Origin of the sequence: Marinobacterium jannaschii DSM 6295 (assembly GCF_000620085.1) — a bacterium.
Taxonomy (GTDB): Bacteria; Pseudomonadota; Gammaproteobacteria; order Pseudomonadales; family Balneatricaceae; genus Pontibacterium; species Pontibacterium jannaschii.
In genome coordinates, this window is record NZ_JHVJ01000019.1 from 42,365 (window position 1) to 65,369 (window position 23,005).

24 protein-coding genes, 1 tRNA gene and 1 other RNA gene are annotated in these 23,005 nt (G+C 56.0%); 14 read left to right on the forward strand and 12 right to left on the reverse strand.

Features of this window, described 5'->3' with window-relative positions:
• Positions 1-216 precede the first annotated feature (216 nt).
• Positions 217-1,176 carry an agmatinase gene (speB, locus tag Q354_RS0111320; RefSeq protein WP_027857699.1) on the reverse strand — a complete coding sequence of 320 codons (960 nt, stop codon included), beginning with the start codon at positions 1,174-1,176 and terminating at the stop codon, positions 217-219.
• Positions 1,177-1,396: 220 nt separating this feature from the next.
• A complete protein-coding gene (locus Q354_RS0111325; protein WP_027857700.1) occupies positions 1,397-2,305 on the reverse strand; it encodes a LysR family transcriptional regulator in 909 nt (302 codons plus the stop codon).
• A 101-nt stretch (positions 2,306-2,406) separates the two neighbouring features.
• Between Q354_RS0111325 and Q354_RS0111330 the strand changes: the two genes are divergently transcribed.
• Together Q354_RS0111330 and Q354_RS25495 are read left to right on the forward strand one after the other, a co-directional pair.
• On the forward strand, positions 2,407-3,285 hold the full coding sequence (locus tag Q354_RS0111330; protein ID WP_027857701.1) for an MBL fold metallo-hydrolase: 879 nt from the start codon (positions 2,407-2,409) through the stop codon (positions 3,283-3,285).
• A gap of 169 nt (positions 3,286-3,454) precedes the next feature.
• A complete protein-coding gene (locus Q354_RS25495; RefSeq protein WP_036229527.1) occupies positions 3,455-3,784 on the forward strand; it encodes a hypothetical protein in 330 nt (109 codons plus the stop codon).
• Positions 3,785-3,974: 190 nt separating this feature from the next.
• On the opposite strand, the gene Q354_RS27390 is transcribed toward Q354_RS25495, so the two are convergent.
• Positions 3,975-4,523 (reverse strand): GNAT family N-acetyltransferase, encoded by a 549-nt coding sequence (locus Q354_RS27390; RefSeq protein ID WP_051560072.1) that lies wholly within the window; start codon positions 4,521-4,523, stop codon positions 3,975-3,977.
• Positions 4,524-4,745: 222 nt separating this feature from the next.
• Here Q354_RS27390 and Q354_RS28235 point away from each other — a divergent pair, with 222 nt between their 5' ends.
• Together Q354_RS28235 and Q354_RS0111350 are read left to right on the forward strand one after the other, a co-directional pair.
• Positions 4,746-4,901, forward strand: a complete 156-nt coding sequence (locus Q354_RS28235; protein ID WP_156948298.1) for a hypothetical protein — start codon at positions 4,746-4,748, stop codon at positions 4,899-4,901.
• A 41-nt stretch (positions 4,902-4,942) separates the two neighbouring features.
• On the forward strand, positions 4,943-5,557 hold the full coding sequence (locus Q354_RS0111350; protein WP_027857702.1) for a LysE family translocator: 615 nt from the start codon (positions 4,943-4,945) through the stop codon (positions 5,555-5,557).
• A gap of 90 nt (positions 5,558-5,647) precedes the next feature.
• Here Q354_RS0111350 and Q354_RS27885 read toward each other — a convergent pair.
• The 4 genes from Q354_RS27885 to Q354_RS25505 form a co-directional block, all read right to left on the reverse strand.
• Positions 5,648-5,764: non-coding RNA, RtT sRNA (locus Q354_RS27885), on the reverse strand.
• 57 nt (positions 5,765-5,821) lie between these two features.
• Positions 5,822-5,909: transfer RNA gene (locus tag Q354_RS0111355), tRNA-Ser, on the reverse strand.
• 118 nt (positions 5,910-6,027) lie between these two features.
• On the reverse strand, positions 6,028-6,558 hold the full coding sequence (gene mobB / locus Q354_RS0111360; RefSeq protein ID WP_084332564.1) for a molybdopterin-guanine dinucleotide biosynthesis protein B: 531 nt from the start codon (positions 6,556-6,558) through the stop codon (positions 6,028-6,030).
• 30 nt (positions 6,559-6,588) lie between these two features.
• Positions 6,589-7,542: a TAXI family TRAP transporter solute-binding subunit gene (locus Q354_RS25505; RefSeq protein WP_211252245.1), complete on the reverse strand. Its 954-nt coding sequence runs from the start codon at positions 7,540-7,542 to the stop codon at positions 6,589-6,591.
• 845 nt (positions 7,543-8,387) lie between these two features.
• Between Q354_RS25505 and Q354_RS0111370 the strand changes: the two genes are divergently transcribed.
• Both Q354_RS0111370 and arfB read left to right on the forward strand, forming a co-directional pair.
• A complete protein-coding gene (locus Q354_RS0111370) occupies positions 8,388-8,591 on the forward strand; it encodes a PA3496 family putative envelope integrity protein (protein WP_027857704.1) in 204 nt (67 codons plus the stop codon).
• 36 nt (positions 8,592-8,627) lie between these two features.
• On the forward strand, positions 8,628-9,044 hold the full coding sequence (gene arfB, locus Q354_RS0111375; protein ID WP_027857705.1) for an alternative ribosome rescue aminoacyl-tRNA hydrolase ArfB: 417 nt from the start codon (positions 8,628-8,630) through the stop codon (positions 9,042-9,044).
• Here arfB and Q354_RS0111380 read toward each other — a convergent pair.
• Positions 9,041-9,580 carry a YaeQ family protein gene (locus Q354_RS0111380; RefSeq protein ID WP_027857706.1) on the reverse strand — a complete coding sequence of 180 codons (540 nt, stop codon included), beginning with the start codon at positions 9,578-9,580 and terminating at the stop codon, positions 9,041-9,043. The two genes, arfB and Q354_RS0111380, sit on opposite strands and share 4 nt — an antisense overlap.
• Positions 9,581-9,805: 225 nt before the next feature.
• Positions 9,806-10,492 (reverse strand): hypothetical protein, encoded by a 687-nt coding sequence (locus Q354_RS0111385; RefSeq protein WP_156948299.1) that lies wholly within the window; start codon positions 10,490-10,492, stop codon positions 9,806-9,808.
• A 163-nt stretch (positions 10,493-10,655) separates the two neighbouring features.
• Here Q354_RS0111385 and Q354_RS0111390 point away from each other — a divergent pair, with 163 nt between their 5' ends.
• Entirely contained in the window at positions 10,656-11,723 is a 1,068-nt protein-coding gene (locus Q354_RS0111390) for a nucleoid-associated protein (RefSeq protein WP_027857708.1), read from the forward strand.
• 118 nt (positions 11,724-11,841) lie between these two features.
• On the opposite strand, the gene Q354_RS0111395 is transcribed toward Q354_RS0111390, so the two are convergent.
• Positions 11,842-13,830, reverse strand: a complete 1,989-nt coding sequence (locus Q354_RS0111395) for a DNA topoisomerase III (protein WP_027857709.1) — start codon at positions 13,828-13,830, stop codon at positions 11,842-11,844.
• Between the two features lie 207 nt (positions 13,831-14,037).
• On the opposite strand from Q354_RS0111395, the gene Q354_RS0111400 reads away from it, so the two are divergent.
• On the forward strand, positions 14,038-15,471 hold the full coding sequence (locus Q354_RS0111400; RefSeq protein ID WP_027857710.1) for a catalase: 1,434 nt from the start codon (positions 14,038-14,040) through the stop codon (positions 15,469-15,471).
• A 52-nt stretch (positions 15,472-15,523) separates the two neighbouring features.
• Complete coding sequence (locus tag Q354_RS0111405) at positions 15,524-15,892, forward strand: YbaN family protein (RefSeq protein ID WP_027857711.1); 369 nt, start codon at positions 15,524-15,526, stop codon at positions 15,890-15,892.
• A gap of 11 nt (positions 15,893-15,903) precedes the next feature.
• Here Q354_RS0111405 and Q354_RS0111410 read toward each other — a convergent pair whose 3' ends face one another.
• Positions 15,904-16,887 (reverse strand): serine/threonine protein kinase, encoded by a 984-nt coding sequence (locus Q354_RS0111410; RefSeq protein WP_027857712.1) that lies wholly within the window; start codon positions 16,885-16,887, stop codon positions 15,904-15,906.
• Between the two features lie 86 nt (positions 16,888-16,973).
• Positions 16,974-18,329 (reverse strand): SEL1-like repeat protein, encoded by a 1,356-nt coding sequence (locus Q354_RS0111415; RefSeq protein WP_169828880.1) that lies wholly within the window; start codon positions 18,327-18,329, stop codon positions 16,974-16,976.
• 164 nt (positions 18,330-18,493) lie between these two features.
• On the opposite strand from Q354_RS0111415, the gene Q354_RS27395 reads away from it, so the two are divergent.
• From Q354_RS27395 to Q354_RS0111440, 5 genes are all read left to right on the forward strand, one after another.
• Entirely contained in the window at positions 18,494-19,117 is a 624-nt protein-coding gene (locus Q354_RS27395) for a DUF1614 domain-containing protein (RefSeq protein WP_051560074.1), read from the forward strand.
• A 103-nt stretch (positions 19,118-19,220) separates the two neighbouring features.
• Entirely contained in the window at positions 19,221-19,769 is a 549-nt protein-coding gene (locus Q354_RS0111425; RefSeq protein ID WP_027857714.1) for a DUF2058 domain-containing protein, read from the forward strand.
• A gap of 73 nt (positions 19,770-19,842) precedes the next feature.
• Entirely contained in the window at positions 19,843-20,148 is a 306-nt protein-coding gene (locus Q354_RS0111430; protein ID WP_036229530.1) for a helix-turn-helix domain-containing protein, read from the forward strand.
• Between the two features lie 78 nt (positions 20,149-20,226).
• Positions 20,227-21,054 carry a hypothetical protein gene (locus Q354_RS25515; protein ID WP_051560075.1) on the forward strand — a complete coding sequence of 276 codons (828 nt, stop codon included), beginning with the start codon at positions 20,227-20,229 and terminating at the stop codon, positions 21,052-21,054.
• A gap of 139 nt (positions 21,055-21,193) precedes the next feature.
• Positions 21,194-22,936: a DEAD/DEAH box helicase gene (locus tag Q354_RS0111440; protein WP_027857716.1), complete on the forward strand. Its 1,743-nt coding sequence runs from the start codon at positions 21,194-21,196 to the stop codon at positions 22,934-22,936.
• Positions 22,937-23,005 lie beyond the last annotated feature (69 nt).

Consider the following 23,005-nt stretch of genomic DNA (forward strand, 5'->3'; position numbering starts at 1 on the left):
CCTACTCTTATATAACTTGGCAGGGACTTCCTCCGAATACCATCAAACTTCATACCCTGCTCATTCGCCAGCAGAGCGCGCCTCCCACAAAAACCCAACACGCCTCCGCTGCCTAGAAGATCGACGCAAATCCCGACACTATTTAGACAAAAAAGGCGCTGCCGGAGTCTGCCTGTAACAGCCTCCAACAGCGCCTTTCCTATTCAACCGTAATCTTTAACGGGTGACGTAATTCACACCCGGCAGCACACAGAGCATCTCATACAGCAGGTTTGCCGCGACCACTGAGGTACTGCGGCTGGTATCGAACGGCGGCGACACCTCCACCAGGTCACAACCAACCACGTCCAGTCCCTTACAACCACGTACGATCTCGATTCCCTGCATCACCGTCAGGCCACCGACTTCAGCGGTACCGGTGCCGGGTGCGAAAGCCGGGTCCAGGCCGTCAATATCGAAGCTGATATGCACCGGACCACCACCGACCTTCTCGCGCACTTCGGCCATCAACGGTGCCAGCGACTTATGCCAGCACTCTTCCGCCTGTACCACGCGGAAGCCCTGGTCACGCGACCAGTCATACTCATCGATAGAATAACCCGTGCCACGCAGGCCGATCTGTACCACGCGATCACAATCCAGCAGGCCTTCCTCGACGGCACGGCGGAACGGGGTGCCGTGAGCGATCTTCTCACCGAACATCTCATCGTTGATATCGGCATGGGCATCCACATGCACCAGCCCCACCGGGCCATGCTTTTTCGCCAGCGCGCGCAGAATCGGCAATGCAATGGTGTGATCGCCACCAATGGTTAGCGGAGTCACCCCCTTCTCCACCACCTCATCGTAGTAATCCTCGATGATCTTGATGCTCTTCTCCAGATTGAAGGTGTTGATCGGTACATCACCGATATCCGCCACCATCAGGCTGTTGAAAGGGTCTGCACCGGTGGAGACATTAAACGGACGCAGCATGCGGGATTCATCGCGGATCTCGCGGGGTGCCAGGCGGGCACCGGGACGGTTAGAGGCGCCGATATCCAGCGGCACACCGATAAAGGCCGCATCCAGCTCTTCTGACAGCTCCACCGCCGGCAGCCGCATAAAGGTCGCCGGGCCACCAAAACGTGGCATCTCATTGCCACTCATCGGCTGGTAAAACTTTTTCTCAGACATTTCGTCACCTCTTAAACACCGTCATAGATTCTTTATAGATTATTCCCCTTCCAGTATTGCGCAGCGCCGGGTAAGACAGCCGGCAACGCAGATAAAGAAAGTGGCTAAGCTAAGTTATAGTCAATAATCCTAACGGCTTATATAAATATTTGAGTGACTTAATCCTTAGATATACAAAAGTAAAATATCGCTGCCGATCTGCCGTTTACCCTGCCCTGGTTCAGATGCCAAGATCCCAATCGGGTACGCCACGGTAGCGCTCAGCGAGGAAGTCCAGCATCGTTCGCACCGAGGCGGGAACATGCTGGCGGGAGAGGTAAACACCCCAGAGATACATCGGCGGCGCACTCCAGTCGTCCAGTAAAGAGACCAGCTGGCCCGAGCGGATCAGCGGCCCGGCAAGGTAAGTGGGCTGCAGGGCGATACCGCCTCCGGCCAGGGTCGCGCGGGTCAGGGTACCCACCTCATTGGCACTGAGATTACCACTGACCGGCACCAAAACCTCCTCCGCTGACGTACCCTGAAAACGCCAGACCCCTTTACCGAAGTTGGCGTAGCAGAGGCAGTTGTGACCGACCAGATCCTGCGGCGCTACTGGTGTGCCGTGGCGGGCCAGGTAATCCGGAGAGGCGACCACTACCGACTCACAGTTGGCCAGACGCCGCGCCACCAGCCCCGGGTCCAGCTCACCGGAGATCCGGATCGCCAGATCGACCCGCTCCTCGATCAGGTTCACCGTATGGTCGACCATCATCAGGTCAACCGACACCTCCGGGTAGCGCTTCAGATACTCCACCACGCCATCCGCCAGATGAGCCTGCCCAAACGATGTACTGCAGGTAATCCGCAACTGTCCCTTAGGGGCACTGTCCCGCGCCCCCAGCGACAGCTGCATATCCTCTTCCAGCGCCAGCATCTTTTCACACTGCAACAGAAACGCCTGTCCGGCCTCCGTCAGGGAGATACTGCGGGTCGAGCGCTGTAACAACCGGCTGCCCAACCACTGCTCCAACGCCGTGACGTAGCGCGTCACTTTTACCCGGGTCATATCCAGATGGTCAGCCGCGGCCGTAAAACTGCCCCGCTTCACCACCTCAACAAAGACCCGCATCGATTGCAGACGATCCATATGCTCACTCTATGAAACAAAAAAGCCCATTTTTGTATATATATCCGAACCTATCAAGCCACTAAAGTAGCTCCATCACAACCTACTTGAGGCCTAAAACCATGAAACAGCTACACAGCCTGCTACTCTCCGCCGCTATCTCCATCGCCGCCACTGGCAGCGCCCTGGCCGGATCAGAGCAGCCTCTGACCCTGGAGGTATACAACGCCGACGGCAACAGCTTCCACGTCAACTCAGTACTGGTCACCGGCGAAAGCGATGCCATGCTGATCGACGCGCAATTTACCCGCGCCGATGCCCACCGCCTGGTGGCGGAAATCCTCGCCAGCGGCAAGACCCTGAAAAGCGTCTATGTCAGCCACGGCGATCCGGACTACTACTTCGGCCTGGAAGTGATTAAAGCGGAATTCCCTGATGTGAAGGTCTACGCCAGCCAGCCAACCATCGACTGGATCAACCAGACCGTAGAAAAGAAGGTCGCCTTCTGGGGACCGAAAATGGGAGCCAACGCCCCGCGCCAGCCGATCATCCCTAATCTGCTGCCCGCAGAAGGCCTGAACCTTGAGGGCAGCAAGATCGAAGTCAAAGGCCTTAACGGCCAGACACCGGGCCGTAGCTACGTCTGGATTCCATCGATCAAAGCGGTCGTGGGTGGCGTCAACGTCTTCAGCGGTCTGCACCTCTGGACCGCCGATACCCAGAGCAAAGCCAGCCGCGAAGCCTGGGTGAAGATCCTGGAAGGTATTGAAAAGCTACAACCAGAAACCGTGATTCCCGGTCACTCGGCCGCCAACGCCGACACCGGCCTGGCAGCGGTAAGCTACAGCAAGAAATACCTGCAGCGTTACGAATCTGAACTGCATAAAGCCGCTGACTCCGGCGCCCTGATCAACCGTATGCAGCAGCTCTACCCGGATGCGGGCCTGGGCATCGCCCTGCAGATCGGTGCTAAGGTCAATACCGGCGAAATGAAGTGGTAACCGCCTAACCTCCCCAGAGTCAGCTCCGACTGAAGCTTTCCGGATTAATACAGGGAAGCTTCAGATTATGACTCAGCCACTATCTATACTGTCCTTAGACTACGTTTCTGCCCGACAGGCATTGGCTGTCGGTGGACAATATTTAAGATTGTAATCGGGGGATAAACACATGAGCACTGGCCTTTCCGACGCCTTGAATATCCTGGTTCAATGGCAATGCACACCGAATCAGGCCCTCACTATCCTGAATCTCGATCCTGAACAACCATTTCCCGAAGTGCTCAGCGAAGAGCAGTGCGAACGCGTCACCTTCGTCCTCAATATCCATTCCGACCTCAGCACCATCTTCGATGATCCCGATGAAGTCTACGGCTATATGTCAGCCCCCCATGACGATCCCTACTACGAAGGCAAATCACCGCTGGGATTAATCAGCACCGGAGACCTGACCGTATTCGGGCGCATCTGCTGGCATATCGATGCGATGAGGGTGCAGTGATTTTTTCAGGGGTGGAAAGGCGATGGGAATATCAGAGATGTTTCACTATTTAAAAACAGTTAGTTCCGACCGTGAGTTGTAGTGGCTGTCATTTTTCTGTTTTCTGACAGCGAGTTCAGCAGAAAAAGCGTATCAAGCTGTAATTTCCGACTTAGTCACAGGTCCTTAGGGGGCGAGCCGATAAAGCGTATTATAAGTTATTACTGCGAAACGGGATTTTCAGCACAAACAGCTGATCCCCGCTTCTCTCATCAGATGCCGTGTGCATAAAGCCGCACTTTTCCAGTACTCGCCTTGATGCGATGCTGTCCCTTTCAACACCTCCCGTAACTGATTTGATTTTATTGTCCTGACACCAGGCGACGAAGCCATTTACAAGCTCGCTGGCAAAGCCTTTCCGCCACGATGACTCACCCAGCATGTAGCCCAAACGCAGATCCGAGCCGTCTTTATCTTTAGCCGCCTCAAATAAAAGAATGATGCCAATGGCATTTCCTGAAGATTTTTCTATTGCCAGTAAAGCGACCCCTTCATCATCCCGTTCAGCAATCCAGGCTTCTGCACGCTCCAAGGTGTAGCTGCCTTGCCAGCTTGGCGGAAGAGAGTGGGTAACCCTTGGCGTAAGGATACCCTTGACGATGACAGCAAGATCTTGATCACGCCACTCATCAGATGCAAAAGAGTGCCACTCTTTTACCAGCAACCGATCAGTCAAGTAAGTCCAGTCCGAATTCAACAACGATCATCACCTCATATTTCCAGATGGGTACTGGGAGATGTCATCACCGGCATAAGGCTGCCAACAGCCGCCAAACCAAGCGAGACCGAGCCCCAGAGTGAATCCTATCGTAACTGAAGCCATCTGCCGGTACGAGCATGGCGTTACCCGCGTCTTGGCGAATCGTTATCAGCTTCCTGTGCATTTATAGTCGTACAGATTCGTGAGCCAGGGGAGCTAACGATGATCGCGGTTATTTTTGAAGTCAGTGCTATCTGGGAAGGTAAAGCGGAGTATCTGCAGCTGGAGCTTACAACCGGGTTACACCGTTTTTCCGAAGCACGCCAGCGGGCTCCGGCCGATTCAATCGCGGCGATAGAATGGGTGGGACTGTGCTAGGATGCCACTTTTAATAGCCAGTGCCATATCGAGAACGTTCCATGACCGTTGAAAGCGCCCTATCCTTCTTTATCGCCATCTTTATCTTTGGCATTACCCCCGGTCCCGGTACTTTTGCCATCCTGGCCCGGGCGCTGGCGCAGGGTGCGCGGAGTTGCTTTCCGCTGGCCTTTGGCATGGTTGTCAGCGACTGCCTCTACCTGACGGCAGCCTGTTTTGGCCTGGCTGCGATCGCCGCTAACTGGAACGAGTTGTTTACCGCGATCCGTATCATCGGCGCTATCTATCTGGTCTATCTCGGCTGGAAGATGTGGCGTGCCCCTGTCAACCTGGATGCGGAGAACCCCAGGGCCAGCAAGCGCAGTATCACCACAAGCTTCCTGCAGGGCTTCCTGATCTCTGCCTCTAATCCTAAGGTGATCCTGTTCTATATCGCTTTCCTGCCGACTTTTCTGGATATCACCCGCCTTGGCGACGGCGATATCCTGTTGGCCGTTATGCTGAATATGAGCGGCCTGATACTGGGCCTGATGCTGATCGCCAGTTTTGTTGGCAAGGCGCGCGGCTTTTTCAAATCGGAACTCGCCATGAAGCGGTTAAACCGCAGTGCCGGCTCGCTGATGGCTGCGGCAGGGGCTTATCTGGTATCGCGCTGAAGCCTTTTGAGATCTGGTTAAACCGCTTAGGTAAGCGGTGCTGAAACGACGAAACCCCGCATATCGCTATGCGGGGTTTCTGAATTTGGATGGCGGTGAGGGAGGGATTACTTCGCCCCTTCGGGGCCAGCGTCGCAGGCTCCGCTGTTGTCTCGCTTCGCTCGGCTCGAACCGCGAGGGTTCTCACCCTCCCTCACAAAAATTTCGTAGGGTTCTGAAACGACGAAACCCCGCATATTACTATGCGGGGTTTCTGAATTTGGATGGCGGTGAGGGAGGGATTCGAACCCTCGATACCTTGCGGTATACACACTTTCCAGGCGTGCTCCTTCGGCCACTCGGACACCTCACCACTCGTCTTCAACTGGGCTTTTCATGTTGCCCTTCAGAAGAGGCGCGTATCCTAACATATTGTTTGGTAAGCGCAACAGCGAATTCGAAATTATTCAAAAATTAAGCCTGAACTACGCTCAACCTCTACCGGCGTAGCCGATAATCCAGTCGGCAACGGCTTCCGGGCTGTTGATATCCAGTCGTACCAGTCCTTCCGGCAGTTGCAGGCTGTCACTGTCGGTCGCAACGGCCACCAGGTCGCTGCGGTCCAGTTCGATCAGGTCTCCGTCGTAGCCTTCGCGACGCAGGGCCAGTTTCGGTACCGGGTATTTTTTGAACCCCTCCACCAGCACCAGGTCGAGGTTGTCGAGGTCGAGCTGGCTGAGCATATCTTCCAGTTTCGGCTCAGCTTCGACTTCGTTCTCGTGCATCAAGGCCCAGCGCCGGCTGGAGGCGATCAGCATCTGGTTGGCACCTGCCGTGCGCAGGCGGTGACTGTCTTTACCCGGTTTGTCGACGTCGAAGCCGTGATGGGCATGTTTCACCACAGCCAGGCGCAGGCCGCGTTCACGCAGCAATGGGATTACCTTTTCCAGCAGTGTGGTTTTACCGGTGCCGCTGTGTGCGGCGATGCCCAGTACCGGGCGGGGAAATTCGGTCAGGTTCATCTCACTTAACCCTATAACAACCAGCGATAATCATTCACCGCTGTAGATCTGATTCTCAGGACCGGGCAACAGACCGGCTTCAGTAAAGTAACGCTTTGCACCCGGATGCAGGGGGGCCGGAAAAGGCCCCTGCGCCATCGTTGATGGCTGCAGTCCGCTAAAGGCCGGGTGCATCTGCCGCAGTTGTTCTATCTGTTGGAATACCGCTTTCACCAGTGTATAGGCCTGTTGTTCAGATAACTGATCTGAAGCAAAGAGGGTTGCGCGCAGGCCCAGAGTCCGTGTGGAGTGCGGATTGCCGGGATAGGTTCCACCCGGGATCTCCGCCCAGTAGAGCCAGGGGTTGTCCTGCACCAGCTTCTGCGCCGCTGCCCCCCGCAGTGATATCAGATGACTGGAACAATCCCGCGTGGCTTCCCGTGCGGCTCCTGAAGGGTGCCCGACGGTATACAACATCACGTCAATCTGACCGCTGCATAATGCCTTAGCCTGCCGGGCGGCTTCCAGTTCTACCGGCGTCACCAGCCCCTCAGCACGCTTATCATTGACCGCGAGCAACAGATCGAACATCAGGCGCTGGGCCGATCCGGGTGCACCGATACTGACTTTCTTGCCTTCTATATCCTCGAAGTTCTGAATCGAACTGTCGGCACGGGCAAGAATGGTGAAATATTCGGTGTAGAGCGAGAACAGGCTGCGCAAACGACTGTCCTGGCGGGAACCACCGGCCTGCACTCTGCGATAAAGGAATCCTGCTTCGGCAATACCCAGATCCAGTTCGCCAGCTTCAACCCGCTGAATATTGCTGTATGAACCACCGGTACTTTCTACAGCACAGCGGATTCCATGCGACTTTCTTGTCAGGTTGACGAGACGACAGATGGCACCGCCCGCCGGATAGTAAACGCCGGTCACCCCCCCGGTGCCCAGAGATATGAGTTGTTTGCCCGCCTGCGCCGGCACAGCGATCAACGCCAGCATCATGATGGTCATCAGGCGTGTTAGCCAAACAGGGCCAGAGCATCGGTCTGTATTCATAGTTATATTTGTTATGGGCCACGAAGCGAAGGCGATATCATAATGCCCCCCCGACGATCTGGAAACCGCAATAGTAACCAGATCAAAGCGCGCTAACCTGCCTCTCCCCATTCAGGCGGTAACTTTCTTTACAACCATTGATAGTTATCTTGCCGGTTTTTGTCCCGAAAATAGTGCGAAGACCGCGCCTGAAACAGCCATCCCGCGTAGCTGCAGCGCCCTTAGTATACTGGCACGGCTATTGCCTTTAACAAGATGAATGAATGCCATTCAATAGCAAAGACGCTATCACAGGTTTCCTGAACAGCGGCTAGCGAGTTGCTTAAAAGGAGACAAGGCTGTTTTGGCTCTTGCATCCGGTATTTTTTGTTCACGGCAAAAAATGTGTTCCGGCGTGCGATCAGCTTTTTCAGATCCCGAAGGCTGCATTAGAAGCCCATACAGGAGATATCGGTTCAGGCTGCAGCCGGTCTCAGAGACTGGGAGGCTTGTCTTTTTGTGCTCAGCAACAAACGATCGATCGCATTTGGCGATGATCATACGGTGCTTTATTTATCACCCATTCCTTTTATGCGGGCTCCTGGCGCCCGCTCTTTTTTTCGCCTTCCGATTGAATTTTTCTCACTTGAACGCCAGCTCGACAGAACTTTAATTTAGAGACTTGGATAGTCAGTTCATATCGGTTGGCAATAGCCTGCCAACCTCATTTCAGGTGTATGCATGGATGTTTGGACGCACGGCGCTGCCAGTCCCTCCTTCAGGCACCACAGAGAAACGCAGGAGGTTTTGTGATGAGCGAAAAGCAAAAACAATCATCGTCGCTGAATGACCCTGAAGACTGGAGCTGGGATGGCCGATATGAAGAGGAGATGAAGGAGGAGTCGGTGATCTACAGCCGCAAGCAAAGCGACCCCGCCATGCGCCGGCGTATCGAGATGATGCAGGAGGAACGTCGCCTGCGCGACCTGATTGATGATGAGCTGAACTTCGACTGATTTCCGATCTGGCGCGGGAATCATTACAATAGCGGGATGTTAAGAATCTCCGCTAATGTCACGCTTGATGACAGTGAAATAGAACTCAACGCCATTCGTGCCCAGGGCAGTGGCGGCCAGAACGTCAATAAGGTCTCCACGGCGATCCATCTCCGCTTCGATATCCTGGCTTCATCATTGCCGGATATCTATAAGGAGCGGCTGCTGAAGCTGTCTGATCAACGCATCAGCAGCGAGGGTGTTATCGTCATTAAAGCCCAGAGCTACCGCACACAGGAGAAAAACCGCGAAGACGCCCTGCAGCGCCTGAGGGAATTACTACAAAGCGTTACCGTGACGCAGAAAAAGCGCCGCCCGACCAAGCCAACCAAAAGCTCACAGCGCAAGCGGATGGACAGTAAAACCAAGCACGGTAAAACCAAGTCGATGCGTGGCCGGGTAAAAGATTTTTAGGCTGACTGCAGAGCTTCTGCAGTGAGGCTCAGCTGCGCCTTATCACTGGAAAGATAAAGTTCACCATCTGTGATGGTCAGTGTCATAACCATGGTTCGTGACTCGAACTCAGGTAACTGCTGCACCTGCTGCCAATCCAGCTTCCACACAGCCACCTTTGGCAGCCCGGCAAAGGCGTTCTGATGTTTCTGCCACCAGATATCCGCTTCGCTGCCATAGGCGTAGAGGCTGATTTTCGGTGCTCGACTGACTGCTTTACGTATCCGGTCCGGGCTGGCCTGCCCCACTTCAATCCAATGCTCGATTGAGCCATCCGGCGATTGTTGCCAGATATCCGCTTCCTCTGTCGCCGACAGGCCACGGGTGAATTCCAGATCCCGATGGTAGTTCATCGCATAGGCAAGTAACCGCACCATCATACGCTCGAAATTTTCAGAGGGATGCAGTGCTACGGTCAGTTTCAGGTTTTCGTAGATATGACGGTCGGTATCAACCAGATCCAGTTCGACTTTGTAGATAGTGGGTTTAAGTGCCATGCCGCCTCCGTTAAAAAGCGGCATTATACAGAAAGAAATCACAATATAAGGCAGATTTCTGCTTCGCCAGACCGACTACTATCTGTACAATTGTGACCTTCGCAAGCGAAGTTTTGCTAACATAGCTTATTGCGTATTCCGGTACCCGCCGGGTAGACAGTACTCAGCGATCACTGTCATTCCCCTTATCGATATCCGGCGGTGTACCAACCTTCTTTGATTGGGCTAAATCTTGTGCCCCGAGCCCCGCAGCTGGCGCTTCTGCCAGCCTGAACGTAAACCACGCCGCCTCTGCACCCGGGCCAGTTCGATATCCACGACCTTTACCGGCACTACTTTATTTCTAACCGAATCAGACATCGCCACCAGTGCGGGCAGGTAACGTTTCATCCGCTGCAATCTGGACACGATTTGCAGCCGCTCTTTGATCCGCAGGGTCTGAGGGTGGTTCTGCAACAGCCAGCGATAAAGACCAATCACACTGCTAAAGCAGAGCGAATCCGACCCGGGCTTAGACTCAGAGCACAGCAGCAGCCCTTTAATCAGAGGAAGTTCGGCCTCCAGCTCCCGTGCCAGAGCCCCCTTGATACGCTGTTGCTGGAAATGTCGACGATGGCAGGCAAACCCATCGATCCGCTTGCCCTCGGCTGCGTGGCTATCGTCAATTTCGATGACAATCACGCCGAACCGGCTGACCAGCACATAGCTAAGCACCGTCACGCCCCGTTCGGTCGCCACCGGTACCTGCTCAAATATATGAAAGTGATCCCGGCACAGGCCACGGAACAGCAATAGCTCCAATAAATAGCGCCGGCAGGATCGGCTAACCGCTTCCAGACGCCACAACAACATCGATACCAGCAGACCGGAAAGCAACAATACCAAATAGAATTCAATCGAGGCGTCCATCATCAGCCTCCTCCCTGGTTAAGCAATATTTTCAGCATAGACACTGCCGCTGCAGTTACCAATTCGCCACAACGCAATTGTCTCTGTTCAGCGACGAACGCCTGCCACCCGGGACAGAAATAGGCTAAAATTCCTCCTCCGTGTGTCAGGCCATTCAGGAACAGAAATGCAGCTAAATCATCTGGTTATTCGCGAACTCACCAAAGAATCCGAAGACAGTGAAGTCCATATCAGCGATAAGGGTGGCGCTGTTGATATCCATTCGGCGATGGCGAACCAGCTGTTCGATGCCCTGCTCTCTGCATTTGATCGCCGCTCCGCACTGACCCATGGCTCGTTCAACAACGAGAACACCGACGGCTACCCCTTCATCTCGGCGTTTGAGGGCTTTGTGAACAGCGCCAACAGTAAGGATGATTTTCAGGCTCTGGTGGATACCGGCCTCAGCCAGCTGGCCGCCGCCATGGGATCGCCATCCGCCCGCACGGCAACCGGCGGCTATATGATCTTCGCCAACTACAGCAGCGATCGCTATGACTTCCTGCTGGTCGCGCTGGTAAGGGACCGTAGCAGTATTGCCCTCAATGAGGACTTGCTGCCGACTGAGGTGATGGAGGTTAACCTGGAGCAGTTACATCAGGCGGCACGGATCAATATCTCCACCTACAAGGCTGGCAAGGACAGTTATCTGAGTTTCGTCGGCAGCAAGGAGAAAGGAGATGTTACCCATTACTTCACCAATGCTTTTGGCTGCACCGATGTCACGCCGTCGAAGAAATCCACCGGCGAACTGATCCGCGCTGCGCGTGACTTCTGTAACTACAACGATCTGGCGGAGAAGAAAGAGCAGGTGGTGGAGGATGTCGTGAACTACATGGAGCGCCAGCGCACTGAAAAGCAAACCGCCAACCTGGGCGATATAGAGCGCCTGTTCGACGTCTATATCCCACCGGAGCAGGCGGAAACCAAAGGCGGCACCTTTGGCAGCTTTGCCAATCAGGGCCCTTATAACGTCAGCCACGAGTTCAAGCCCCACACCAGCACCATCAACCGCTTCTCCAAGGTAAAGGCCAAGTCTGACAGCTGGCAGCTGGATTTCACCAAAAAGTCGCTGGGTACCAAGGAATCGGGCAAGGATATCGAGTTTGATCCGGAGTCAAAGACCCTGGTACTGCGCCGCCTACCGACCAAGGTCGTCGAGCAGCTGATGGAAGCGCTGGAATCTGAAGACTGATCTGGCTGTTACTAATAGCGGTGCCAGATTCCTCATTATGTGGTGATGCGCACGCTCATCCCGGCCTCGGGACAGACACAGGGCACAGACGAACACCCCATTCACCTGAAAGAGAAACCTAAGCGGTTTTCTTTCTTGAACCTCTGCCTGAGGTTGTCGACCCGGTTTTACGCCTGCCGGTGCCACTATTAGCCCCGCCTTTAGCCCCCTTAGCCGAGCCGCCACGGCGTTTTTTATACGCCGGCGCGGCCGACTTCACCCCCTGCAGCGAGGTCGGCAATGAAGCGGCGGCCTGCTCGATCAGGCTGTGCAGCTGGGCACTCAGGGGCGTCATAAAACCACCATAGCTCCCACTGCGCTGGCAGATATCATCCAGCATCGATTCCCAGCGTGCCGTCATATCCGGCCGCGAAGCCATCTCAGGCAGGGCAGCGATCAGCCCCCTGCCCGCCTCGGTTGCCCGAATCGCCTTGCCTTCCCGGCGCAGGAAGGTGCGCTTAAACAGCAGCTCGATAATACCGGCACGGGTGGCCTCAGTCCCCAGCCCGTCCGTCTCCTTAAGGATCTTGCGGATCTCCTTATCCTCGACAAAACGGGCAATACCGGTCATGGCCGACAGCAGGGTGGCATCGGTAAAGGGCTTCGGCGGCTGGGTCATCTTATCGAGCAGCTCGCCCCGCTCGCAGAGCACTGCCTCGCCCTCCTGCATCGGCGGCAGCAGCATCACATCATCATCGCCCTCATCCTTGCCAAACAGCGTCTTCCAGCCCGCGATTACGATCTGGCGCGCTGAGGCGGCAAACAAGCCACCTTCGATCTCCACCTGCACCCGGGTTTCATCGAACTCAAAGTGGAGATAAAACTGGCACAGGTACTGACGGGCGATCAGCTCATAGAGCTGCTGCTCGGCCCGGCCAAGGCGGCCGGTATCAGAGGCTTTCTCGGTGGGGATAATGGCGTGGTGGGCATCGACTTTCTTGTCATTCCAGGCCTTGGAGCGCAATGAGGTATCCGCCCCGGCCACCGCCTCCTGAAGCTTGCCACAGCTTTTGCCGATCGCCGCACAGACTTTTGGCCCCTGGGCGAAGTGCTCCTGCGGCAGATAGCGACTGTCAGAGCGCGGATAGGTGATCAGCTTATGCTTCTCATACAGTGCCTGACAGCTGTCCAGCACCTGTTTGGCACTCATACCAAAACGCTTCGCCGCATCAATCTGCAATGAGGAGAGGTTGTAAGGCAGCGGCGGGGCCTGTCGCTTGCGCTTTTTCTCCAGCTTTTTCACCAGACCCTGCTGACCACTGATGCGGGCCACGACATTTTCGGCCAGCGGTCGGGAAAGCACCCGCCCCTCCTCATCCTGCCATTTGGCGCAGGCTTCACTGGGCTGCCATTTGGCCTTGAAATAGCCACCCTCAGCGGTTTTCAGATGGGCAAAGACTTCGTAGTAGGGCTTGGGCACAAAACGTTCGATCTCCAGATCGCGCCGTACCACCAGCCCCAGCACCGGGGTCTGAACCCGGCCAACCGAGAGCACACCGTTGTAGCCAACCTTTCGCCCCTGAATGGTATAGGCGCGGGTCATATTGATGCCATAGAGCCAATCGGCCCGGCTGCGGGCCAGGGCGGATACGGCCAAGGGGATAAATTCGCTGTTCTCCCTCAGGCGGCTGATCGCCCGTTTGACCGCACTGGGGTTCAGGTCGCTGATCAGGCAGCGCTTCATGCTGCGTTTCTTGGTCTGGGAGACTTTGAGGTAATCGATCACTTCGTCTACCAGCAGCTGCCCTTCCCGATCCGGGTCTCCGGCATGCACCAGCTGATCGGCTTCCTTTACCAGCTTGCGGATCACACTCAGCTGGGAGCGGGTCTTGGGCTTCGGCGCCAACTGCCATTGCTCCGGCTCAATCGGCAGATGCTCCAGCTTCCATTGCTTAAAAGCCGGGTCGTAAGCATCCGGCTCGGCCTGTTCCAACAGGTGTCCGATACACCAGGTCACCACATCGCCGTTGGCGGCACGGATCGCTCCCTCCTCCTTTTTGTGAGGCTTAGGCAGGACGTCCGCGATAGCGCGGCCCAGGCTGGGTTTTTCGGCGATATAAAGAATCATGCTGAATCAGGAACCGGATAATTTTACTGTATAAACAGCCAGTAAAGTTATCCCATTCAGGCGATCAACACCAGTATTGCAGGGAGAAATATCCTGTCCCGCCGAACCTCAAACACTATAGCTATCGACTCTATACTTTTAATTAATTTCAACAATCAGAAAGTTTTTCCTAGGCTGAGACGGTCACCTCAAGTACCGGAGAGCATCATGACTAAGAAACTCACCACCGCGGCTGGCTGCCCCGTCGCTGACAACCAGAATGTGATGACAGCCGGCCCACGCGGGCCGCAACTGCTGCAGGATGTCTGGTTTCTGGAAAAACTGGCCCACTTCGACCGCGAGGTCATTCCCGAACGAAGGATGCACGCCAAAGGTTCGGGTGCCTACGGCCGCTTTACCGTCACCCGGGATATCAGCCGTTACACCCGGGCGGCCATTTTCGCGGAAGTCGGCAAGCAAACCGAACTGTTCGCCCGTTTCACCACAGTAGCGGGCGAACGGGGCGCGGCTGATGCAGAGCGGGATATCCGGGGCTTTGCAGTAAAATTCTACACCGATGAAGGCAACTGGGATCTGGTCGGCAACAATACCCCGGTGTTTTTCCTCAGGGACCCGCTTAAATTTCCCGACCTCAATCATGCGGTCAAGCGCGACCCGCGCACCAATATGCGCAGCGCACAGAATAACTGGGATTTCTGGACCTCGCTGCCGGAAGCGCTGCACCAGATCACGATTGTGATGAGTGACCGGGGCATCCCCGCCAGCTACCGTCATATGCATGGTTTCGGCAGCCACACCTTCAGCCTGATCAACACGGCTGGCGAACGCAGCTGGGTGAAGTTTCACTTCAAATCGATGCAGGGCATCAAAAACCTCAGCGATGCAGAGGCCGAAACACTGATCGGTCAGGATCGCGAAAGCCACCAGCGCGACCTGTATGAGGCAATCGAGCGGCAGGAATACCCCGCCTGGCGGCTCTGTATCCAGGTAATGACCGAGGAGCAGGCTAACAGCAGTGCCTTCAATCCGTTCGACCTGACTAAGGTATGGCCGCAGGCCGATTACCCGCTGATTGAAGTGGGCATAATGGAACTGAACCGTAACCCGGAAAACTTCTTTGCCGAAGTTGAGCAATCGGCCTTTAATCCGGCCAACGTGGTGCCCGGCATCGGCTTCTCACCCGATAAGATGCTGCAGGGCCGGCTGTTTGCCTATGGCGATGCCCAGCGCTACCGGCTGGGCGTCAATCACCACCAGATCCCGGTGAACGCCCCCCGTTGCCCGGTGCATAGTTACCACCGCGATGGCGCAATGCGAACCGATGGTAACTTTGGCAGCAGCATCGGCTATGAACCCAACAGCCAGGGAGAGTGGCAACAGCAGGCGGAATTTGCAGAACCCGCTCTAGCGGTTACGGGTGCCGCCGGACACTGGGATCACCGCGAGGACAATGACTACTTTTCACAGGCCGGTGATCTGTTCCGGTTGATGACCGCAGCACAACAGCAGGCACTGTTTGATAACACGGCGCGATCGCTCAGTGCGGCCAGCGAGGAGATTCAGCAGCGCCATATCCGACATTGCGAACAGGCTGATCCGGCCTATGGTGCGGGTATCAGGCAGGCCCTTTCAGCGCTGTAACTGACAAGCATTCGGCGCAGCAAAGACTGCGCCGCCTGTGCAGGAGGTCGTTATGAAGATCATCTATCAACTGACGGGGGCGCTCTCGCTGGTATTCGGCCTGATCGGTGCTTTTGTTCCCTTGCTGCCTACCACCTGCTTCGTTCTGCTGGCAGCCTGGTGCTTCGCCCGCTCCTCTCCTGCTTTCTACCGCAGGATGCGAGGCTCAGTACTGCTTGGCGGCATAATCGGCAGCTGGGAGCAGCATCGCCGCATTCCGGCCCCGGCGGTCAGGATCGCTATCCTGTCGATGCTGGTCTCAGCGACGGTGTCCCTGATGCTGCTACCGGGACTGCTGTTGAAAGCGGTGCTGGTGATACTGCTACTGGCCGGCTGCGTAATGGTTTACAGGCTGCGCCAGACAGGGGCACCCCTGCCCTGACGCTGCCCTGACTACATCAGGGCCAGGGGCGGCTCCTGCAGGGCCGACAGCTGCTCGCGCAATTCGAGGATATGCTCGCTCCAGTAGCGTTCGGTATTAAACCAGGGGAATGCCATCGGAAATGCCGGGTCTTCCCAGCGGCGGGCGATCCAGGCGGCGTAGTTCAGCATGCGCAGGGTGCGCAGTGGCTCGATCAGCTGCAACTCACGCAACCTGAAGTCCCCGAACTCGTTGTAGCCATCGACAATCTCAGACAGCTGGGAGGTCTGTTCCGCCCGGTCACCGGAGAGCAGCATCCACAGATCCTGAATTGCCGGAGCCATACGGGTATCGTCAAAGTCGACAAAGTGAGCCATCTCATCGCGCCAGAGCATATTGCCAATATGGCAGTCGCCATGAACACGGATATAACGAATATCGCCCGCTTCCGCTATACGCGCTTCAATCGCCGCCAGCAGGTCGCGGGTCAGGGTATCGTAGGCGGTCTTTAGTCCCATCGGGATGAAGTGCTCGCTGATCAGCTGCACACTGTTATAGCCGAAACTCTGTACGTCGATACGCGGGCGATGTTTAAACTCACTGGCGGCACCGGCGAGGTGAATCCGCCCCATCAGGCGTCCCAGCAGGAAGAGATTATCGGGGTTATCCAACTCCGGAGCATGACCGCCCTTACGCGGAAACAGTGCAAACCGGAACCCCTGATGCTCGAACAGGCTTTCGCCATTGTGAATCAGCGGCGCAACGACCGGCAGTTCCTGTTCCTGCAGCTCAAAACAGAACTGATGCTCTTCAAGGATCTGTTCATTGCTCCAGCGCGCCGGACGATAAAACTTGGCAATGACCGGTTGCTGCTCTTCGATGCCGATCTGGTAAACCCGGTTCTCGTAGCTGTTCAGCGGGAACGTACGACCGTCACACCAGAAGCCATGGGCTTCAACGGCATCCATCACAAAATCGGGTGTCAGGGTCTCAAACGGGTGGGTGTTTTCGCTCATCCGGTATCTCTGTGGCATCTGAGTAATGACACAAGGATACCGCTGCCAGAGGCCGGGACAAAGCAATTACAGTCAAACGCCCTGATTTAGCGGGCTGCGAGCTTGTCCTCACAGGGAACTGCCTTTTGCAGACCTGCAATGGTACGCAGCCAGGGCCTGGCCCGCTGGACCGATGCAGGCAGAGCCTGTCGCGCCATCATTGCGGACTCTTCACTGGCATAGAGGCCATAGGTGAGGATCTTCAGGTTGCGACCACCGGCACAGTGAACCGTCACCGACAGTCCATCCACCAGTCCGCTGGCGCGGATAAACTTGCCCAGGCCGGTGCCGGATCGATATGCCCCCAGCTGCAGGGTATAGTGCTTACGGCTGCGCTGCTGCCACCAGCAGGCATCCTTCTCCCGCCCATACTGCCGCTCGCCGCAGGATGTCTGATCGACGCCACGATCTGCGCTGCTACGGGCAGCCTCTACTGTAGCAGTCCGGGCCTGTGACGACGGGGCTGACGGCAACGCTGTTTTCGCCTGTAAACGCTCAGCCGGCAGCGGCTTTGCGGGGCTAGCGGTATTAAGGTCAGCAGCCTGTTCGGCTTTTTCCACGGCCCGTTTCGCCGCCTGCAGCTGTTGCTGTTTTTTCTGCTGAATCTGGCTAAACAGCGTTTCTGACGACTCAACATGCCGGCGCACAGCCTCACGAGCCAGACTGTCTGCCAGCTTAAGATTACGCTGGGAGTCCGGACCGTGAGTCAGCAAGAAAGCCAGCCGGTACATGCCTACACCGGACCCCTGACGTACCGCCTGTCGATACCAGTGTTCGGCCTTTTCCGGCTGATCAGCTTCAGACAGCGAGCCAAGCTGTAGCTGGGCATTCAGATCCCCCGCCCCGGCCGCCGAACGCAGCCAGTCCATCGCCTCCGGCGTGGCGCCGTCACGCTGTAACAGATAGTCTGCCAGATGCCATTTGGCCGCTATGTCCCCCTGCTCCGACGCCGCCTGAAACAGCGAGCGGGCAGTTTCCTCATCCTTATCACCGGCAACCCCGTCCAGAAACAGCAATCCCAGTTCCCGTTGCGCCCTGGCATAGCCGTCGGAAGCCAGACGGGTCAGCAGGAGACGGGCTTCCAGTTTGTCCTGCTCGGTACCGATCCCCTGAAGCATCGCCACCGCGAGGTTATAGCCGGCCTCTTCATGCGAACGCCTGTAGGCCTCTTTCAGCCAGGCAACGGCCATCTCAGGCTTCTGCGGCACACCATTGCCTACAGCATAGAGACTGGCCATACGAAACATCGCTTCAGCATCACCCGCCGCGGCGGCAACCTTACAGTGGGTCGCGGCGTCCTCATATTTCGCCGCGTTATAGGCTTTCAGGCAGTCATCGGCGGCATGGCTGTTAAGCGCCATCAGGCCACAAAATACCGCGACAAAACCTCTGCTGACTCTCATACCTGTTCCCTGGTGTCTCTGTCTGTCCATGCCACGGCGCGGCCCTGGCATGGCTTAAATTCAATTCTGCGGCATCAGACCGCGGCGGCAGATTCAGGCGGGACCGCAACCGACTCCCGACCGGCTCAACTATACTGCATTCAGGTCACTGCAAAGGAAGCCTTATGAGCCGATACCTGAATCACGCCCTTACCCTATTACTGTTTCTGATTTTCTTCCACCTCGGGGCGATCCAGAGTGTCCTCGCCAAACTTCAGCTCAGCCAACAGGATATTGCCATCGCCATGCTCTTTGCCACACTCGGCAGCCTGTTGAGTATCCAGTTGTTTTCTCTCGATTTCCATGATGAAGGGCAACTGCGGCTGGGGATCAACCTGGGTGGTGCGCTGGTTCCGCTGGGCTTCGTAATCTATCTGATTCACAGCTATCCGGTAGCCATACTCCCGACGCTGCTGCTGACACTGTGCGTCACCCTGGTGGTTTACCCCCTGACCCGGGTTGAGCGACGGCGCGGCTTCGTTGTTTATATCTTCGGAGCGGTATTCTGCTCGGCCCTGGGCGTACTGCTGATCGACAGTCCCGACTACCTGGTTCAGGCCTATATCGCGGCGGTACTGGGCACTCTGATCGGGGGCGACCTGATGCACCTGCCACAGCTGAACCAACTCAAGGCACGTAATCACGAAACCATCCTGATCGGCGGCGGAGGCTTGCTGGATGCAGTATTCCTCAGCGGCTTACTGGCGATGTTTACTGCCGAGGCGCTGCGACTGCACGGCTACGCCTGAACTTGCGTAGCACTTCAGTTCCCCTTGCTTATACTGCCCCTGCCCTAGTTGTGATCCAGTTATGTTATAGTGCCGTTTTTCGATCTACCCTGAGTGAAGGACAATGGCAGGTTCACTGAAAGACCAACTTTTAAAAGCAGGCCTGACGGATAAAAAGCGCGCCAACAAGGCCGCCGAACAACAGCGTCAAAGCGCCAAAAAAGCCAAGACTGCCCGTAAAGCGGGTCAGCAGATGGAAGATGAGCGTAAACAGGCGCTGGAAAAAGCCCGGCTCGAAAAGCTGGAGAAGGATCGTGAGCTGAACCGTCAGCGCGAAGCGGAAAAAGAGCAGAAATCACGTCTTGCTCAGATTAAGCAGTGGATTCAGCAGAACCGTATTGAGATCCCTGCCAAGGCAGAAACCGCCTACAACTTCGTCGTCGATCGGAAGATCAAGAAGATCTACGTTACCGACGATCAGCTAAACCAGCTGGCCCGCGGCCATATCGCCATCGCCCCGGTGGGAGAAAGCTTTGACCTGATCCCGGATGTGATCGCAGAGCGTATCGAGATGGTCGATCCCAAGGCGGTTATCCGTATAACGCCGGAAGAAGCGCCGGAAGAGGACGATCCGTACGCGGATTACCAGATTCCTGACGACCTGATGTGGTAATCAGCCGTCCCATTTAGAAAGCCCCGTTGCTCACGCTCGGGGCTTTTTGCTATCACCCTTATAGGAAGTGACCATGGAAGTAACCAAACAACAACGGGCGTTCTACCGCAAACTCTATCTGGGCTGGCTGGTCACTCAGGAAGAGCACAGTGCCACCTCTTTGCAGAAACTGACCGGCATGCCGCGCCGTACAATTCAGGACACCCTGAAAGATATGTCTGATATCGGCATTTCACTGCACTTTCAGCAAATTGAAGGCGGCCGCCACAACGCAGGCTTCTATGTGCTGGAAAGCTGGGGACCGATCCGCCCTGAATGGATCAGCGCCAACCTGCCGCAGATCGAACAGGCGTTGGAAATCAGCACCGAGGCCGGGTAAAAACCCGGAAAAAAACCTTAAAGCTCTCGCCCCCCGCGCCGTTAACAGGGGAAACACCTTTTAACGGCAGGGACTCCCATGATCAATTTGCACAGCAGCGAAAGCTATAGCAGCCAGATCAGCGGCAACCTTCAGGCCCAGGCTAAACAGCCGGAGGAGCCGAAAGTCGATCCGCAGCAGGCAATGCTGGAGAAGCTCCAGGAAGCTGAAAAGAACGCACCGGCGCAGGGTCGCCGCACCGATATGCTGGCCGCAGAGCGCTACTCGCTGGCCGAGAGCTTCTCGCTGGAGTTGAAGACCAAAGACGGCGACAGCGTGACCATCAACTTTGCCCATGACAGTGCCTATGAAGCCAGCTTTGGTGCCACTGCAGGCGCCGATGGCAGTGCAATCTCCTTCAGCATCGATCGCAGTGAAAGCAGTGACTACCGTTTCAGTGTCGAAGGTGAGCTGGACGAAGATGAACTGAAGGCGATCGATAGCCTGGTGAAAGAGATCGGCGAGATCGCCAGCGACTTCTTTGACGGCGACCTCCAGGCTGCCTTCGATCAGGCCAGCGAACTGGAGATTAACCGCGACGAACTCTCTTCCATGAACCTGAACATGACCCGCTCGGAAAGCTACAGCGCCGTGGCAGCCTATCAGCAGGTTCAGGAACAGAGCGACCCGGCGGCTGGCGCAGGCCGCCGTCTGGGACATATGATGAATGGCGTTCAGGATGCAGTCAGTCGTCCTGGACTAAGCTTTATGCAGGACGCTTTCGACGTAGGTCAGCAACTGCTCGATAATCTGGTGCAGCAAGACCTGCGGTACAGGGAAGCCGACAAAGAGCAGCAAGATAAATACGATCAGAACAGCTCCAACTTGTCATCTATGCTGTCCGAGCTATTTGCCGACGCTGAGTAAGAAATTCTTCCTTGTTGTACCTTAAAGCCCCGGTCTCCTACGAGCCGGGGCTGTTTTATGTCCGCTACACACTATCAGCGCTTGAACTCCCGTCTGGCTTTTGCTGCAATCGGCATCCCAGCTAGCCAGAAACAAACTGATGACCGCCTTCACCCTGCGTGACTACCAGCAAGACGCTGTTGACGCCACCCTGCGCCACTTCCGTAAAACTGACGATGCCGCCGTAATTGTATTGCCCACCGGTGCGGGAAAGAGCCTGGTGATCGCCGAACTGGCACGACTGGCACGGCGCAAAATACTGGTACTGGCGCATGTAAAAGAGCTGGTCGAGCAGAATCACAGCAAGTATCAGGCATATGGGCTGAATGCCGGGATTTTCTCTGCCGGGCTGAAACAGAAGGAAACACAACACCAGGTCACCTTTGCCAGTGTCCAGTCGGTATCACGCAACCTGGCGGCCTTCGCCGACCAGTATTCGTTGCTGATCATCGATGAATGCCACCGCGTCAGCGGCGACCAGGACTCGCAGTACGGCAAGATTATCGGCCAGCTGAAGAAGCATAACCCGGGACTGAAAGTCCTGGGGCTGACCGCCACACCCTACCGGATGGGAATGGGCTGGATCTATAAGTATCACCACCACGGCTTCGTCAGAGACGGCATCGAACCGCCTTTCGTCAGCTGTATCTATGAACTGCCGCTGCGCTATATGATTCGCAAAAAGCATCTGACACCCCCCGAGATGGTCGATGCGCCGATTGCCCAGTATGACTTCTCCGGCCTGGCGACCAACCGCCACGGCGAGTACAGCGAAACCGCCGTTAACGAGCTGCTGGTAAAACACCCCCGTGTCACTAAGGCCATTACCGAACAGATCGCAGAGCTGGGCGAACAACGCCAGGGCGTGATGATCTTCGCCGCCACCGTGGACCATGCCCGTGAAATCACCAGTTACCTGCCCGCTGAACGCACCGCGCTGGTCACCGGCGATACGCCGGGGCCGGAACGCGACAGCCTGATCAATCGCTTTAAACAGCGCCAACTGCACTACCTGGTGAATGTAGCGGTGCTGACCACCGGCTTCGATGCCCCCCATGTCGACCTGATCGCTATTCTGCGCCCGACCCAGTCAGTCAGCCTCTACCAGCAGATCGTTGGCCGCGGCCTTCGCCTCGCTGAAGGCAAGAAGGATTGCCTGGTGATCGATTACGCCGGCAATGGTTTCGATCTGTTTTATCCTGAGATCGGCACCAGCAAGCCCTCCTCCGACAGCGAGCCGGTCCAGGTATTCTGTCCCCTGTGCGAATTTGCCAATATCTTCTGGGGCAAGAAAGATGAAGAGGGCCAGGTGATCGAACACTTCGGTCGCCGCTGCCAGGGCTTTGAGGAAAACGATCAGGGCCGCAAGCAGCAGTGTGAGTACCGCTTCCGCTTTAAGGAGTGCCCGCACTGCAATGCAGAGAACGATATCGCCGCCCGCCGCTGCCACCAATGTGGAAAGCCCATTATCGATCCGGACGATCAACTGAAAGCTGCGCTTAAACTCAGGGATGCACTGGTAATCCGCTGTGCCGGTATGACTTTTGCAGAAAGAGAGGGTCGCCTGCGCATCACCTATTATGATGAACAGGGCGATGAACTGGCAGAGAGCTTTGATTTCAGCAAGGCGGGGGCTGTTAAAGCCTTTAACGAGCAATACGGCCGTCGCTTTGGCAACGGCGAACAGCCCCGGACTTTCAGTAAGCTGGATGAGGTACTGGAGTTACAGCTGCAGTTTAAGGCTCCAGATTTTGTGATTGCCCGCAAGGCGGGTCATCACTGGCGGGTACGAGAGAAACTATTTGACTATGAAGGACACTATCGAAAAGCAAATCAGTTATAGAGATCATAAAATCGCCGACCGTAACACCGGTAAATTTCATGGTCGTTTATTGGCGCGAAAACTGCTAGT

What these genes read in the sequence shown, in the direction of transcription:
- Q354_RS0111440 (WP_027857716.1), top strand. Translation starts at nt 21,194, where the DNA reads ATGACCGCCTTCACCCTGCGTGACTACCAGCAAGACGCTGTTGACGCC.
- Q354_RS0111385 (WP_156948299.1), bottom strand. Translation starts at nt 10,492, where the DNA reads ATGATGGACGCCTCGATTGAATTCTATTTGGTATTGTTGCTTTCCGGT.
- Q354_RS0111380 (WP_027857706.1), bottom strand. Translation starts at nt 9,580, where the DNA reads ATGGCACTTAAACCCACTATCTACAAAGTCGAACTGGATCTGGTTGAT.
- speB (WP_027857699.1), bottom strand. Translation starts at nt 1,176, where the DNA reads ATGTCTGAGAAAAAGTTTTACCAGCCGATGAGTGGCAATGAGATGCCA.
- Q354_RS0111350 (WP_027857702.1), top strand. Translation starts at nt 4,943, where the DNA reads ATGACCGTTGAAAGCGCCCTATCCTTCTTTATCGCCATCTTTATCTTT.
- Q354_RS0111410 (WP_027857712.1), bottom strand. Translation starts at nt 16,887, where the DNA reads ATGAGCGAAAACACCCACCCGTTTGAGACCCTGACACCCGATTTTGTG.
- Q354_RS0111390 (WP_027857708.1), top strand. Translation starts at nt 10,656, where the DNA reads ATGCAGCTAAATCATCTGGTTATTCGCGAACTCACCAAAGAATCCGAA.
- Q354_RS0111325 (WP_027857700.1), bottom strand. Translation starts at nt 2,305, where the DNA reads ATGGATCGTCTGCAATCGATGCGGGTCTTTGTTGAGGTGGTGAAGCGG.
- Q354_RS0111330 (WP_027857701.1), top strand. Translation starts at nt 2,407, where the DNA reads ATGAAACAGCTACACAGCCTGCTACTCTCCGCCGCTATCTCCATCGCC.
- Q354_RS25505 (WP_211252245.1), bottom strand. Translation starts at nt 7,542, where the DNA reads ATGATGCTGGCGTTGATCGCTGTGCCGGCGCAGGCGGGCAAACAACTC.
- Q354_RS0111425 (WP_027857714.1), top strand. Translation starts at nt 19,221, where the DNA reads ATGGCAGGTTCACTGAAAGACCAACTTTTAAAAGCAGGCCTGACGGAT.
- Q354_RS0111405 (WP_027857711.1), top strand. Translation starts at nt 15,524, where the DNA reads ATGAAGATCATCTATCAACTGACGGGGGCGCTCTCGCTGGTATTCGGC.
- Q354_RS25495 (WP_036229527.1), top strand. Translation starts at nt 3,455, where the DNA reads ATGAGCACTGGCCTTTCCGACGCCTTGAATATCCTGGTTCAATGGCAA.
- Q354_RS25515 (WP_051560075.1), top strand. Translation starts at nt 20,227, where the DNA reads ATGATCAATTTGCACAGCAGCGAAAGCTATAGCAGCCAGATCAGCGGC.
- Q354_RS28235 (WP_156948298.1), top strand. Translation starts at nt 4,746, where the DNA reads ATGATCGCGGTTATTTTTGAAGTCAGTGCTATCTGGGAAGGTAAAGCG.
- Q354_RS0111395 (WP_027857709.1), bottom strand. Translation starts at nt 13,830, where the DNA reads ATGATTCTTTATATCGCCGAAAAACCCAGCCTGGGCCGCGCTATCGCG.
- Q354_RS0111400 (WP_027857710.1), top strand. Translation starts at nt 14,038, where the DNA reads ATGACTAAGAAACTCACCACCGCGGCTGGCTGCCCCGTCGCTGACAAC.
- Q354_RS0111370 (WP_027857704.1), top strand. Translation starts at nt 8,388, where the DNA reads ATGAGCGAAAAGCAAAAACAATCATCGTCGCTGAATGACCCTGAAGAC.
- mobB (WP_084332564.1), bottom strand. Translation starts at nt 6,558, where the DNA reads ATGAACCTGACCGAATTTCCCCGCCCGGTACTGGGCATCGCCGCACAC.
- arfB (WP_027857705.1), top strand. Translation starts at nt 8,628, where the DNA reads ATGTTAAGAATCTCCGCTAATGTCACGCTTGATGACAGTGAAATAGAA.
- Q354_RS0111415 (WP_169828880.1), bottom strand. Translation starts at nt 18,329, where the DNA reads ATGAGAGTCAGCAGAGGTTTTGTCGCGGTATTTTGTGGCCTGATGGCG.
- Q354_RS0111430 (WP_036229530.1), top strand. Translation starts at nt 19,843, where the DNA reads ATGGAAGTAACCAAACAACAACGGGCGTTCTACCGCAAACTCTATCTG.
- Q354_RS27395 (WP_051560074.1), top strand. Translation starts at nt 18,494, where the DNA reads ATGAGCCGATACCTGAATCACGCCCTTACCCTATTACTGTTTCTGATT.